Consider the following 14,222-nt stretch of genomic DNA (forward strand, 5'->3'; position numbering starts at 1 on the left):
GTTTAAACTAACGAGAATTATTCGCGATTGTGTCAGAGGCAAGGAACGCGCGCAATTGGCGTCTGTCGGGCGGTGCTATTAAAACGATGGCGCTTGTTTGCGCCGTTTCCATTGGCTCACGCGCGTTTGAAGCGCCTGCGGGGAGTCGATGTGCTGCGCACGCGCACGGCTTAACAGGATGAGCATCAACTCTGCCGTGGCCAGGGCGTCGGCGCTGGCGTGATGGCGCTCACCGACCTGCAGCTTGAAGTGGTTGATCCAGTCGTCCAGCCCGGCTTCACGGATATTCGCGTCGGGGCACAGCAGCGGGGCGATGTCGGCGACGTCGAGGAAAGGGTGCGCCAGGCGATAGCCCAGGCTGTCCTTGAGCGCGCGGCTCAGCATGTGTTGATCGAAAGGGGCATGGAACGCCAGCAGCGGGCTGTCGCCAACAAACGCCATGAAGTCCAGCAGCGCCTCGACCGGGTCGGTGCCGGCGGCGATGGCGCTGGGGCCCAGGCCGTGAATCAGCACGCTGGGGCTGAGCTTCGTTTCGGCACGGTGCAAGGTGCGCTCGAACATTTGCGAGAAATCCACCGCACCGTCCTCAATCACCACCGCGCCAATGGACAGCACGTGGTCGCGGTTGAGGTTCAGGCCGCTGGTTTCCAGGTCGACCACTACCCAGCGCTGGTTGCGCAAGGCGCCATCCCCCAGCACGGCAGGTGCGGGCAACTGCGCCAGGCGCCTCTGCTGAGTCGCGTCGAGCCCGGGCTTTTTCGCACGCAGCCAGCTGAACAAACTCACAGTTGGTACCGAAAGGTCAGGCTGCTTTGCAGGCGCTGCGCCTGACGCAGGGATTCACGCAGGATGCGCCGGTCCAGGTGGTTGAGGCTGTCGGGGTCGACGCGGTTGGAATACGGCTGGTTCTCGCGGGTTTGCAGTTGGTGCTGCTGCATGCGGGTTTGCTGGATGAAGTGGTAGGCCTCTTCGTATGCGGCGCCGTCCAATCGCTCAATGACTTCTTTGTCCACCAACTGGCGCAGCCGCTCCAGGGTGTTGTTGGCGTGGATGCCGTTGGCCAGGGCCAGCAGGCGCGCGCCATCGACAAAGGGCGTGAGGCCCTGCACCTTGAGGTCGAGGGTGGCCTTTTCGCCACCTTTGCGTGTCAGCACAAAATCGCGGAAACGCCCCACCGGCGGGCGCTGACGCAAGGCGTTTTCGGCCAGCATGCGTTGGAACAGCCGGTTGTCCGCGACTTGATCGAGAATGCCCTGGCGCAGTTGCTCGCAGCCCTGTTCATCGCCCCACACCACGCGCAAATCGAAATAGATGCTCGACCCCAGCAGGTTCTCCGGCGTGGCCTCACGGATAAACGCCCCGAAGCGCCGCGCCCATTCGGCCCGCGACAGGCAAAGTTCAGGGTTACCGGCCATGATGTTGCCCTTGCACAGGCTGAAGCCGCACAACGCCAGGCTCTGGTTGATCTGCTGTGCCAAGGGCAGCAAACGGCCGCGAATCTCGGCGGCTTCGGCGGCATCCTTGGCGTCGAACAGGATGCCGTTGTCCTGGTCGGTATACAGCGTCTGCTCGCGGCGGCCCTCGCTGCCAAAACACAACCAACTGAACGGCACGCCGGGGTCGCCCTTGTCGGCCAGGGTCAGTTCGATCACCCGGCACACGGTGTGATCGTTGAGCAGCGTAATAATGTGGGTGATCTGGGTGGACGACGCGCCATGGGCGAGCATGCGTTCGACCAATTGGCCGATCTCACCGCGAATCGCCACCAGGTTTTCCACGCGTGGTGCATTGCGGATGGTGCGCGCCAGGTGCACCAGGTCCACCCGCTGCAGAGAAAACAGGTCGCGCTCGGACACCACGCCACACAGGCGCTGGTCTTTGACCAGGCACACATGGGCGATGTGCCGTTCGGTCATGGCAATGGCGGCGTCGAAGGCGCTGTGGTCCGGGCTCAAATAGAACGGCGCCTGGGTCATATGGCATTCGATGACCTGATTGAAGTCACTGATGCCATCGGCCACTACCTGACGCAGGTCGCGCAAGGTGAAAATCCCCAGAGGCGCCTTGTGTGCGTCGACGATCACGATGCTGCCCACTTGCTGCTCATGCATCAGTGTGACCGCCTCGCGCAGCGGCGTGCTCGGGCTGCAAGTGACCGGATGGCGCATGGCCAATTCGCCCAGACGCGTGTTTAACGAATATTGAGTGCCGAGGGTTTCCACGGCTTTTTGCTGCACCTGCTGGTTCACTTGGTCCAGCAGGCTGCTGACGCCGCGCAGGGCGAAGTCGCGAAACGGGCTCGAAAGCGCGAACAGCTTTATAAAGGCCGGCTTGTTCAGTTGCAGGCAGAAGGTGTCTTCGGCGGCCTTGTGCTCGGTGCGGGTCGCGCGTTCGCCCAGCAGCGCAGCGAGGGGGAAACACTCGCCGGTGGTGATTTCGAAGGTGGTTTGCGTCGCCTCTTGATTGAGCAGCGGGCGCTCGCCGACCACGCGGCCTTGCTTGACGATGAAAAAGTGCTCCACCGGCCCGCCCGACGGCTTGAGGATGCTGTCGCCTTGGCCGTAGAAGCGCAGTTGGCACTGTTCGACCAGATACGCCAGGTGTGCGCTTTCCATCTGGTTGAACGGGGGAAAGCGTTGCAGGAATTGCAGGGTGCCGTGGATGTTCTGCAACACGGCGGTTTTTCCCGCCTGCGTGAAAGCATCAGCTTTACTCATAACAGTGACCGCAGTTTCTTGTCGTTATCGTCCTTTATGGTCGGCCCCCGTGCCCTGGGTGCCCATTGGACGTAAGTCTAGGTAGCGGTCAAATCATTGGCGACTAGGGAAAAACCTTACATGGCTACCGTGCAAACCCCGTAGAACGCCCACTAGTCAAACTTTCCGACGAAGTGCACATTGTTCGCCCTTCCGCAGATGTCTGACGAGTGTGCTGGGAGATTGATGAAAACTGCTGAGAAACGTATGCCCGACCACGATATTTTGAGTGATGCAGAGCGCGAGGCACTGAGCGCTGTGATGCTGGAGCCTGATTTACCGCCACAACGTGTGTTGATCGTCGACGACGACAAAGATGCACGCGAATTGCTGGCGGAGATTCTGGGCCTGGACGGCATTCGCTGCATGACCGCCGACAGTGGAGAGGCGGCGTGGGACTTGTTGAGCTCCAGCAGCTCCATCGGTTTGCTGATTACCGACCTGCGCATGGCGCCGAGCAATGGCCTGGAATTGATTCGCCAAGTGCGCAGCTCTCCTCGGGCGGCGCTACCGATCATCATCATGTCCGGGGACGCTGAAGCGCCGGATGTCATCGATGCAATGCACTTGAGTGTGGTGGACTTTTTGCTCAAGCCTATCGACAGCGTGAAGTTGGCGAAGATGGTCAAGCGCGAGTTGGGAATGGCGCAGTAACTTCCACTGGTCGGTATCAGATAAGCACTGTCAATTCTGACAGTAGGCAAGCAATAGGTGGGGCTGTTTACTGGATGAGTGCGCGGCGGTCGGGAATGGTCGCCCCCTTCACTCACCACCAGGAGTCAGTCATGAAAATCGCTGGCAAGATTAAAGCGGACATTTTCCACAACGGTAAGCTTTTACGCACCACCAGCTCCACGAGCGTTTCGGGTGACAGTAATCACTTTCAAAGTACAGATTCTGCGACCCGTACTTCAGTCTCGATGTCATTTGTTCCCGCCATCGAGGATGGCACCACGACGTACAAGTTCGAAGAGGCTGATTCCAGATTCGGATGCAGCATGGGCGATATGCTTCTGCCTGTTGCCGGAACGGTCGAAGTGACGTCCGCCAACTCAACCGACAACTTAAAGTATTCGTTCAGTGGGAAGTTTAACGATGGAAGGCGCGACCTGGAGATCAAGGGGACGGCTGAGTTGAACTACCTCTATCCGTGACTTGATTGCTCTTGCAGGATCAGTCCCTGATCTTTTGATCAGGGACGTCTCCATTCGCTAGTTACACACCCATTTTGGCTTTGAACTCACGGCGCCGACGGTGCAACACCGGCTCGGTGTAACCATTGGGTTGCTTGGTCCCTTCAATCACCAACTCCACCGCTGCCTGGAACGCGATGTTGCTGTCGAAATCCGGCGCCAAGGGGCGATACAGCGCATCCCCCGCATTTTGACGGTCTACCACCGGCGCCATGCGCTTGAGGCTTTCCATCACTTGGGCTTCGTTGACGATGCCATGGCGCAGCCAGTTGGCGATGTGCTGGCTGGAGATGCGCAGGGTGGCGCGGTCTTCCATCAGGCCGACGTCATTGATGTCTGGCACTTTCGAGCAGCCGACGCCTTGATCGATCCAGCGCACGACATAACCAAGGATGCCTTGGGCATTGTTGTCCAGCTCGTTGCGGATTTCTTCGTCGGACCAATCGGTGTTGCTGGCCAGAGGAATGGTCAGGATATCGTCCACCGACGCGCGCTCGCGTTTGGCCAGTTCGGCCTGACGCGCGAACACATCAACCTTGTGGTAATGCAGCGCGTGCAGTGCAGCCGCCGTGGGCGAAGGTACCCAAGCGGTGTTGGCGCCGGCCAGTGGGTGAGCGATTTTCTGTTCAAGCATCGCCGCCATCAGGTCGGGCATCGCCCACATGCCTTTGCCGATCTGCGCACGCCCTTGCAGGCCGGTGCTCAGGCCGATATCGACGTTCCAGTTCTCGTAAGCGCCGATCCATTTCTCGGCCTTCATGGCCGCCTTGCGCACCATCGCACCGGCTTCCATGGAGGTGTGGATTTCGTCGCCAGTGCGGTCGAGGAAGCCGGTGTTGATAAACACCACACGCTCGCTGGCAGCCTTGATGCAGGCCTTGAGGTTGATCGTGGTGCGGCGCTCCTCGTCCATGATCCCGACTTTGAGCGTGTTGCGCGGCAGGTTCAGCACGTCTTCGATACGGCCAAACAGCTCGTTGGTGAACGCAGCTTCTTCCGGGCCGTGCATTTTCGGTTTAACGATGTACACGGAGCCGGTGCGGCTGTTCTTGCGGCTGCTGGTGCCGTTGAGGCTGTGGATTGCCGCCAGGCTGGTGAGCAGACCGTCGAGAATGCCTTCCGGTACTTCGTTGCCGTCTTTGTCGAGGATCGCGTCGATGGTCATCAAGTGGCCAACGTTGCGCACGAACAGCAGCGAACGGCCGTGCAAGGTCACGTCCTGGCCATCCACGCCGGTGTAGACGCGGTCGGGGTTCATGGTGCGAGTGAAGGTCTTGCCGCCCTTGGCCACTTCTTCGGCCAGGTCGCCCTTCATCAGGCCGAGCCAGTTGCGGTAGATCACCACTTTGTCATCGGCATCGACGGCGGCGACGGAGTCTTCGCAGTCCATGATGGTGGTCAGCGCGGCTTCCATCAGCACGTCTTTGACGCCGGCCGCATCGGTCTGGCCGACAGGCGTGCTGGCGTCGATCTGGATCTCGAAATGCAGGCCGTTGTGCTTCAGCAAAATTGCGATCGGCTGGTCCGCCGGCCCCTGGAAACCGATCAGTTGTGCATCGTCGCGCAGGCCGCTGTTGCTGCCGCCTTTGAGGCTGACGATGAGCTTGCCATCAGCGATCTTGTAGCCGGTGGAATCGACATGGCTGCCGGCGCTGAGCGGCGCGGCTTCGTCGAGGAAAGCACGGGCGAAGGCAATCACTTTGTCGCCGCGCACTTTGTTGTAGCCCTTACCCTTCTCGGCGCCGTCGGCTTCGCTGATGGCGTCGGTGCCATACAGCGCGTCATACAGCGAGCCCCAGCGCGCGTTGGATGCGTTGAGGGCGAAACGGGCGTTCATCACCGGCACGACCAGCTGAGGGCCGGCCATGCGGGCGATTTCGTCATCGACGTTTTGGGTCGAGGCCTGGAAGTCTGCGGCTTCTGGCAGCAGGTATCCGATGTCTTGCAGGAAGGCTTTGTAGGCCACCGGGTCGTGGGCCTGGCCGGCGTGGGTCTGGTGCCAGGTATCGATCCGCGCCTGGAAATCGTCGCGTTTGGCGAGTAGGGCTTTGTTCTTCGGTGCCAGGTCGTGAATGACCTTGTCGGCGCCGGCCCAGAACTGGTCGGCAGTGATGCCGGTACCGGGAATGGCTTCGTTGTTCACGAAGTCGAACAGGACTTTGGCGACCTGCAGGCCACCGACTTGAACGTGTTCAGTCATTGCTTGCCTCACTCTGCGGAGCTTATGCGCTTTTCAGCTTTTCAATTTACCAATGAAGCCTCTGGCCATTTAAACCACGAACCCGATCCCCCAGTACATGCCGTTAAGGCGGCTGGGCTGGCGGGTTGTCGCGATACGTTGGTGCCTTGGCAGACATCGACCTAACGTTATGTAGTGCGCGGTTTTGCATACTACATGATGAGTTGCGGTTGTGAAAATTTGACTAAATGCGTCGTTTAGCGACCCACTTTGGTCGTGCGGTCACAGTGGGGTATTGGATGTTCTCAAAAAACTATCAGATTGTTCCAGATAAATATAAAAATGGTACACGATTTGTTTTCGAGGGCGCCTGCGTCCACCTTGTAGATTGAATTCAGAGGGCTTCGCCATGGACCATCTTGTACTCACTATTATTGCCGCCGACAAACCCGGCCTGGTTGAACGCATTGCGCAGAATATTGCCGCCCACGATGGCAACTGGCTGGAGAGCCGAATGGCGCACATGGCCGGGCAGTTTGCCGGGATCCTGCGGGTCAGTGTTCCCGCCGAAAGTCGTCAGGGTTTGGTGAACGCGCTGGAGGACTTATCCACACACGGCATTCGCGTGCTGGTGGGTGAGGGCAGTTCAGGGCAGACCGCGGCGTCCAAGGCGATCCTGATGACGCTGGTGGGCAACGACCGTTCGGGCATCGTGCGCGAGATCACGGCGCTGTTGAGCAAACAGGGGGTGAACCTTGAAAGCCTGAGCACGGATGTGCGCCCGGCGCCCATGAGCGGTGATCCGTTGTTTACCGCCGAGGCATTGCTGCAGGTGCCGACAGCGTTATCCCTGGATACCTTGCAACTGTCCCTGGAAACCCTGGCGGATGACTTGATGGTCGAGTTGCACCACGAAGAATAACGGCCCACAGGGTTATGCATGGAAATCTTGCATGGGCCTGTGGATAACCTGTAGAGACCCGGCGCCAGGCCACGCCGGCCGGGCTTCTTCTCGAGTTGAGCAAAAAACGAGCAGTTTCAAGGGCTTGTGCACAAATGGCGGGGATCAGGTTGTGGATAACCTTGGGATGGATGTCTGCAAGCCAGGCCCGCTGTGGCTTGCAGAGGCTCGTACGTTATTTGATCAGCGTTTGCGGAGGGTCAGCCAGGCGTCCAGGCTGTAGACCACCAGGCCGGCCCAGATAAACGCGAATGCGATCAGCGTGCTGGTGGCCAAGTGTTCGCCGAACAGGAACACCGCTTCCAACAGCACCAGGGTGGGCGCCACATACTGCAAAAAACCCAGGGCGGTGTAGGGCAAATGCCGCGCAGCAGCGTTGAAACACACCAGCGGGATCAGCGTGACCGGGCCGGCCGCCACCAGCCACCAGGCTTCGGAAGTGCCCCAAAATTCAAGCTGTGCGCTGTGCGCCGACGGGTTGAACAGCAGCCAGGCGACAGCGATCGGCACCAGCATCCAGGTTTCCACCACCAACCCCGGTAGCGCCTTGACGGGCGCCTGCTTGCGGATCAGCCCGTAAAAGCCAAAGGTCAGCGCCAGCACCAGCGACACCCACGGCAAACTGCCCACCTGCCATACCTGCTCCGCCACACCCACCGCCGCCAGCCCGACGGCCATCCACTGCAAGCGCCGCAGGCGTTCGCCGAGAATCAGCATGCCCAGCAGCACATTCACCAGCGGGTTGATGTAATAACCCAGGCTCGCTTCGAGCATGCGCCCGCTGTTGACCGACCACACATACGTCAGCCAGTTGGCGGCAATCAACGCACCGCTCAGTGCCAGAATCGCCAGGCGCTTGGGGTTATCGCGCAGTTCACGAAACCAGCCCGGGTGTTTCCACACCATCAACAGCAAACCGCCAAACAGCGCCGACCACAGCACGCGGTGCACGATGATTTCGGCGGCGGGAACGCTGGCGATGGCTTTGAAATAGATCGGGAACAGGCCCCAGATGACATAGGCGCTCAGGCCCAGGATGTAACCCTTGCGGGGGTTGGCGGGTTGCATTGCAGAATCCTTGCATAGGCAGCTGACAAAGGCGCAATTGTAAGGATTTTTGTCAGGCGATGGGACGCTGCTTTTCTGTGTGAGCTTGCCTGCCTGCGATGACATCACCTCGATGTGACTGATACACCGAGGTGCCTGCATCGCAGCGATGCGGCGACCCGACAAGCCAGCTTCCACGAGGCCTAGCGGCAGGGTCAGAACAGTTTCAGCGGTTCTTCATTGAGCGCCGACAGTTGTTCACGCAACGCCAATACCTGGTCGCCCCAATAGCGTTCGCTGCCGAACCACGGGAAGCTGTGAGGGAACGCTGGGTCATCCCAGCGCCGCGCCAGCCAGGCGCTGTAGTGCATCAGGCGCAAGGCGCGCAGGGGTTCGATCAGCGCCAGCTCGCGCGGGTCGAAGTCGTGGAATTCCTGATAACCGTCCATCAATTCCGATAGCTGGCCCAGGCATTCCTGCCGATCACCGGCGAGCATCATCCACAAATCCTGTACGGCCGGGCCCATGCGGCAGTCATCCAGGTCGACGATATGGAACATCTCGTCGCGGCACATCATGTTGCCGGGGTGGCAGTCGCCGTGCATGCGGATGTTCTTGTGCGGCGTGGCTTTGTAGACCTCTTCCACGCGCTTGAGCAGGTCGCGGGCCACGGACTCGTAGGCTGGCAGCAGGCTTTTCGGAATGAAGTTGCCTTCCAGCAAGGTCGTGAGAGAGTCGTGACCGAAGTTCTTCACCCCCAACGCCTCTCGGTGTTCGAACGGGCGCGTTGAGCCTACGGCGTGCAAACGGCCAAGCAGCTGACCCAGGCGATACAGCTGATCAAGATTGCCCGGCTCCGGCGCACGGCCACCGCGGCGCGGAAACAGGGTGAAGCGGAAACCCGCGTGTTCGAACAGGCTTTCGCCGTTGTGGATCAACGGGGCGACCACCGGTACGTCGCACTCGGCCAATTCGAAGGTGAAACGGTGTTCTTCAAGGATCGCTTCGTTGGTCCAGCGCTGCGGCCGATAGAACTTGGCGATCAGCGGTTCAGAGTCCTCGATACCCACTTGGTAGACGCGGTTTTCGTAGCTGTTGAGCGCCAGAATGCGAGCATCGCTGAGGAAGCCGATACTTTCGACAGCGTCGAGAACCAGGTCGGGGGTGAGTGTTTCAAACGGATGGGCCATGCGAACTCCTGCGCGCAGCAGGGCGCCGCGTCCGGCCCGGTATGGTAACGCACACGGCGATAGATAGGTGGTGTCTGTACTGGCCTCATCGGGGGCAAGTCCCCTCCCACAGCAGACCGCGTTTAACCTGTAGGAACGCGGTCAAGTGTGGGAGGGGGCTTGCCCCCGATTGGGCCTATCAGGCGCCGACAATCCCACCATCATCGCGCCGAATCGCCATCACCGACGAACGCGGCTTGCCGTTCGGCAGATGCTCCGGCCAGGTCGAACCGCCGGTTTCACCCGGGTGCTGAATGCCCACAAACAGCGTCTTCTGATCCGGCGAAAAACTGATGCCGGTGACCTCGCACGCCACTGGCCCGACCATGAACCGGCGGATTTCCCCGGTGCTCGGGTCGGCGCAGAGCATCTGGTTGTTGCCCATGCCGGCGAAGTCACCCGCGTTGCTGTAGTCGCCATCGGTGAGAATCCACAGGCGCCCGGCCTTGTCGAAGCCCAGACCGTCCGGGCTGTTGAACATGTTTTGCGGGTTGATATTGGACGAGCCGCCCTTCGGCGTGCCGGCATGCACACCGGGGTTGCCGGCCACTACAAACAGGTCCCAGGAGAACGTGTTGGAGCCATGGTTATCGGCATCGGCTTTCCAGCGCAGGATCTGGCCGTAGACATTTTTCTCACGCGGGTTCGGGCCGCCTACCGGCTGACCTTCCTCACCACGCTTGGCGTTGTTGGTGAGGGTGCAATAGACCTGGCCGTCGGTGGGGCTGACCACGATCCATTCCGGGCGGTCCATGCGCGTGGCCTTGACCACGCTGGCGGCCAGGCGCGCGTGGATCAGCACTTCGGCCTGGCTGGCGAAACCGGTGCTGGCGTCGATGCCGTTTTTGCCATGGGTGAGTTCGACCCATTGGCCGTTGCCCTTGGGGTGGTCGGCGTTGCCGTCGCCTGCGTCGAAGATCGCCACATACAAGGTGCCGTGGTCGAGCAGGTCTTTGTTGGCCTTGGGGTTCTTGTGGTTGATCTTGTCGCGGCTGACGAACTTGTAAATAAACTCGCCGCGCTCGTCATCGCCCATGTACACCACGGCGCGGCCATCGCGGGTTTCAGCCAGGGCGGCATTTTCGTGCTTGAAGCGGCCCAGGGCGGTGCGTTTGGTCGGCGTGGATTGCGGGTCGAACGGGTCGATTTCCACTACCCAGCCATGGCGGTTGAGTTCATTAGGGTTCTTGGCCATGTCGAAACGCGGGTCGTGTTGATGCCAGTTGATCTCTTTGCTGGCTGCCACCACGCCATAGCGTTTTTGCCCGGCGTCGAAGGCCTGTTGTGGGTTGCTGCTGCCAAAGCAGTCGGTGAAGTTCTCTTCGCACGTCAGATAGGTGCCCCACGGGGTCTTGCCGTTGGCGCAGTTCTGGAAGGTGCCGAGGACTTTTTTACCGGTTTTGTCGGCGCGGGTTTTCAGCCAGTCGTGACCCGCCGCCGGACCGCTCAGGCGGATCGGCGAGTTGCCGTGGATGCGCCGGTTGTAGCGCGAGTCCCGCACGAACTGCCAGGTGTCGCCCGTGCGCCGCACTTCGATCACCGACACGCCTTCACTGGCCTGAGCCTTGTGCACGTCTTCGGCCGATTGCGGCGCGCCGCCGTGGGCATAGAGGTAACGGTAATTGGTGTATTCGTTGTTGATCGCCATCAGCGCGCGGTTGTCGTCACCGGGGAAGGCGAACAGGCTCATCCCGTCGTTGTTGTCACCGAACTGTTGCTCCTGGGCCTTGGCGGTGCCGTTGCCAGAGGGGTCGAACGCCGGCGCGTTTTTGTGCAATGGCTGGCCCCAGCTGATCAGCACCGAAGCACTGTAGCCGGGTGGCAGGCTGATTGCGTCGCGGGTGTCGGCGGCGATGCTGGGGAAGCCCAGCAACGGGCTGCTGGACGCGGCGTTGACAGCCAGGGCGCTGCGGCTCAGCAGGTTGCCGCCGAGGAACATCGCGGCGCCGCACAAGGCCCCCGCGCCGATGAAACGGCGGCGGGTGAGGCCGACCATCTGTTCAAGGTCGGTGGCTTGGTTGTCTTCTAATAGGCTCATTTCAGGCTCCCTGCGGTTTTTGCAGACACCTTAAGGAGCACGCGTGACGAAATTGTTGCAGTTTGAAGTAGCCCTCGCGCTACACCGGCGTGCCGAGCAACACGTTGCTGGGCGAGAACTGCACCTGAATTGGCTGGCCCTCGGCGGCCTTCAGTGCCTTGAGCGCGGCGGGCTGCGCCAGGGCGCATAAAACCTGGCCGTTGGGCAGGGTGATGCGCACCTCGCTGGGGCCGTCCTCGGCGTCGAGAATCGTCTCGATCACGCCGCTCATGCAATTGTGTCCAGGTGTTGCTGCCTGCTCCAGGCCGAGCAACTCCAGCCAGCCGGCCTTGATCAAGGCGACCACTTCCACGCCGGTCTCCAGTTCCAGGCGCTGCGTGCTGTCGTGGGTGATCTGCGCGCTCAGGCTCAAGTCGCCCGACAGTTGCAGGCGGATCATGTCATTGCGGCCATGGCTTTCAATCGCGATGACCTGGCCGTGCAATTGGTTGCGCGCGCTGGTACGCAGCATCAGCCGGCCGAGCAGGTTGAAGTCGCTCGCGTCTTCATCCGAGCCCAGCACCTGGGCCTGCAACACTTGCAAACGCTGGTAAAGGCGCAGCACGCGCTCACCCTCGGCCGTCAGCCTGGCGCCGCCGCCGCCTTTGCCGCCGACGCTGCGTTCCACCAGCGGTTTTTGCGCCAGATTGTTCAGCTCGTCGATGGCATCCCAGGCGGCCTTGTAACTCAAACCGGCGCTTTTGGCCGCACGGGTGATCGAGCCTTGCTCGGCGATGTGCGCCAGCAAGGCGATGCGTTGGGGGCGGCGGATGATGTGTTGGCTGAGCGAGGTCGGCAGAGACATGTGGATACGCTTCTATAAGGTCAGCGGACGTTGCAGGCGTGGCGCACGCGAGTCAAGTCATGCCCCGGGTTTAGGTGTGCGTGCCAGGCAGTACACATCGACTTGCCGCGCCCCCGCGTCCATCAGCAACCGCGCCAGGCTGTGGGCGGTGGCGCCGGTGGTCAGTACGTCGTCGACCAGCGCCAGGTGGCGGCCTTGCACCTGGGCGTCGGGAGCCAGTGCAAACGCGGCGAGCAGGTTGCGTTTGCGGGTTTTGGCGTCGAGGGCTTGTTGCGCGACGGTTTCATGGGGGCGTAACAACAGGTGGTCATCGTGTGGGATATCAAGCTGTTCACTCAGCCAGCGTGACAGCATCAGCGCCTGGTTGAAGCCGCGTTCGCGCAGGCGTTTACGCGCCAGGGGCACGGGCAGCAGGCAGTCGGGGCGCTCGAGTTCGGCGTTGTCAAAACGGTGTTGCAGGTGATGCCCCAGCAGGCGCGCGAGCAGGTGGCCGAGGGGCCAGCGTGACTGATGCTTGAAGCGGCTGATCAGGGTGTCGACCGGAAAGCTGAAAGACCACGGTGCGACGACGTGTTTAAACGCAGGCGGGTTTTTCAGGCATTGGCCGCAGATCAAACCGCTGGTTGGCAGCGGCAAGGCGCACACCTCGCATTGCGCCAGCAACCATGGCAGCTCTGTTTCGCAGACGTTGCACACACAATCGGCCGATTCTGTGGCTTCATCGCAAACTAAACACGTCTGGTTGTTTTTTAGCCAGATGTAAACCTCGCGTTTGTATCCTGGTTGACAGTGCATGAATCTTCCTTAAATATGCCGAGCATCCGTGTCGTGACTGTGGGTATTGCCCTTCCCGCAGCGAAAGCCCAAGCATAATCAAGGAATCGCCCATGAGCGCCAGCACCACTGCCACCCTGCGTCACGATTGGTCCTTAGCCGAAGTCAAAGCGCTGTTTGTGCAGCCTTTCAATGACCTGTTGTTCCAGGCGCAGACCGTGCACCGCGCGCATTTCGACGCCAACCGCGTGCAGGTCTCGACGTTGCTGTCGATCAAAACCGGCGCCTGCCCGGAAGATTGCAAATATTGTCCGCAGTCGGGCCACTACAACACTGGCCTGGAAAAAGAAAAGCTGATGGAGGTGCAGAAGGTCCTCGAAGAGGCCGCCCGCGCCAAGGCTATTGGTTCGACCCGCTTCTGCATGGGCGCCGCGTGGAAACACCCGTCGGCCAAAGACATGCCGTACGTGCTCGAAATGGTCAAAGGCGTGAAGGCCATGGGCCTGGAAACCTGCATGACGCTCGGCCGTCTCGACCAGGACCAGACCGAGGCCCTGGCCCAGGCCGGCCTCGACTACTACAACCACAACCTCGACACCTCGCCTGAGTTCTACGGTTCGATCATCACCACGCGCACTTACAGCGAGCGCCTGCAAACCCTGGCCTATGTGCGCGATTCGGGCATGAAGATCTGCTCGGGTGGCATCCTCGGCATGGGCGAGTCCCTCGACGACCGCGCCAACTTGCTGATCCAGCTGGCCAACCTCCCGGAGCATCCGGAGTCGGTGCCGATCAACATGCTGGTGAAGGTGGCCGGTACGCCGCTGGAAAACGCCGATGACATCGACCCGTTCGACTTCATCCGCATGCTCGCCGTGGCGCGCATCCTGATGCCGCAGTCGCACGTGCGCCTGTCGGCCGGCCGTGAAGCCATGAACGAGCAGATGCAGGCCCTGGCCTTCTTCGCCGGTGCCAACTCGATCTTCTACGGCGACAAGCTGCTGACCACCGCCAACCCGCAGGCTGACAAGGACATGCAGCTGTTTGCGCGCCTGGGCATCCTGCCGGAAGCCCGTGAAGAGCATGCCGATGAAGTGCATCAGGCGGCGATCGAGCAGGCGCTGGTGGAGCACAAGAGCAGCGAGCAGTTCTATAACGCTGCGGTTTGACGCCGATCCCCCTATTTGGAATGCATTCCAAA

General features: G+C 60.9%; 12 protein-coding genes. 4 read left to right on the top strand and 8 right to left on the bottom strand.

Annotation, left to right across the window (positions count from 1 at the left end):
• Positions 1-78 precede the first annotated feature (78 nt).
• On the bottom strand, positions 79-786 hold the full coding sequence (locus L8K08_RS25390) for a 3'-5' exonuclease (RefSeq protein WP_242200698.1): 708 nt from the start codon (positions 784-786) through the stop codon (positions 79-81).
• Complete coding sequence (locus L8K08_RS25395) at positions 783-2,717, bottom strand: putative nucleotidyltransferase substrate binding domain-containing protein (protein WP_242200700.1); 1,935 nt, start codon at positions 2,715-2,717, stop codon at positions 783-785. Before L8K08_RS25395 ends, L8K08_RS25390 begins: the two co-directional genes overlap by 4 nt.
• 246 nt (positions 2,718-2,963) lie before the next feature.
• On the opposite strand from L8K08_RS25395, the gene L8K08_RS25400 reads away from it, so the two are divergent.
• Together L8K08_RS25400 and L8K08_RS25405 are read left to right on the top strand one after the other, a co-directional pair.
• Positions 2,964-3,410 (top strand): response regulator, encoded by a 447-nt coding sequence (locus L8K08_RS25400; RefSeq protein ID WP_145157501.1) that lies wholly within the window; start codon positions 2,964-2,966, stop codon positions 3,408-3,410.
• 131 nt (positions 3,411-3,541) lie between these two features.
• Entirely contained in the window at positions 3,542-3,910 is a 369-nt protein-coding gene (locus L8K08_RS25405; protein WP_242200702.1) for a hypothetical protein, read from the top strand.
• Positions 3,911-3,971: 61 nt separating this feature from the next.
• Here L8K08_RS25405 and L8K08_RS25410 read toward each other — a convergent pair whose 3' ends face one another.
• Positions 3,972-6,149 (bottom strand): malate synthase G, encoded by a 2,178-nt coding sequence (locus tag L8K08_RS25410; protein ID WP_242200703.1) that lies wholly within the window; start codon positions 6,147-6,149, stop codon positions 3,972-3,974.
• 388 nt (positions 6,150-6,537) lie between these two features.
• Here L8K08_RS25410 and L8K08_RS25415 point away from each other — a divergent pair, with 388 nt between their 5' ends.
• Complete coding sequence (locus L8K08_RS25415; RefSeq protein ID WP_145157496.1) at positions 6,538-7,050, top strand: ACT domain-containing protein; 513 nt, start codon at positions 6,538-6,540, stop codon at positions 7,048-7,050.
• Positions 7,051-7,272: 222 nt separating this feature from the next.
• Here L8K08_RS25415 and rarD read toward each other — a convergent pair whose 3' ends face one another.
• The 5 genes from rarD to L8K08_RS25440 all read right to left on the bottom strand — a co-directional run bounded on the left by rarD (position 7,273) and on the right by L8K08_RS25440 (position 13,042).
• On the bottom strand, positions 7,273-8,157 hold the full coding sequence (gene rarD, locus L8K08_RS25420; protein WP_242200705.1) for an EamA family transporter RarD: 885 nt from the start codon (positions 8,155-8,157) through the stop codon (positions 7,273-7,275).
• Positions 8,158-8,351: 194 nt separating this feature from the next.
• On the bottom strand, positions 8,352-9,326 hold the full coding sequence (locus L8K08_RS25425) for a serine/threonine protein kinase (RefSeq protein WP_242200707.1): 975 nt from the start codon (positions 9,324-9,326) through the stop codon (positions 8,352-8,354).
• Positions 9,327-9,504: 178 nt separating this feature from the next.
• Positions 9,505-11,403, bottom strand: a complete 1,899-nt coding sequence (locus tag L8K08_RS25430) for a PhoX family phosphatase (protein WP_242200709.1) — start codon at positions 11,401-11,403, stop codon at positions 9,505-9,507.
• A gap of 79 nt (positions 11,404-11,482) precedes the next feature.
• On the bottom strand, positions 11,483-12,247 hold the full coding sequence (locus L8K08_RS25435; RefSeq protein WP_242200711.1) for a TOBE domain-containing protein: 765 nt from the start codon (positions 12,245-12,247) through the stop codon (positions 11,483-11,485).
• A gap of 57 nt (positions 12,248-12,304) precedes the next feature.
• The gene (locus L8K08_RS25440; protein ID WP_145157492.1) at positions 12,305-13,042 is read right to left on the bottom strand and encodes a ComF family protein; all 738 of its coding nucleotides are present in this window, start codon (positions 13,040-13,042) and stop codon (positions 12,305-12,307) included.
• 92 nt (positions 13,043-13,134) lie between these two features.
• On the opposite strand from L8K08_RS25440, the gene bioB reads away from it, so the two are divergent.
• Positions 13,135-14,190, top strand: coding sequence for a biotin synthase BioB (bioB, locus tag L8K08_RS25445; protein WP_242200713.1), 1,056 nt, complete (start codon positions 13,135-13,137; stop codon positions 14,188-14,190).
• Positions 14,191-14,222 lie beyond the last annotated feature (32 nt).

This window comes from Pseudomonas sp. TREG-RG-20F-10-E-6-01, assembly GCF_022662455.1.
GTDB lineage: Bacteria > Pseudomonadota > Gammaproteobacteria > Pseudomonadales > Pseudomonadaceae > Aquipseudomonas.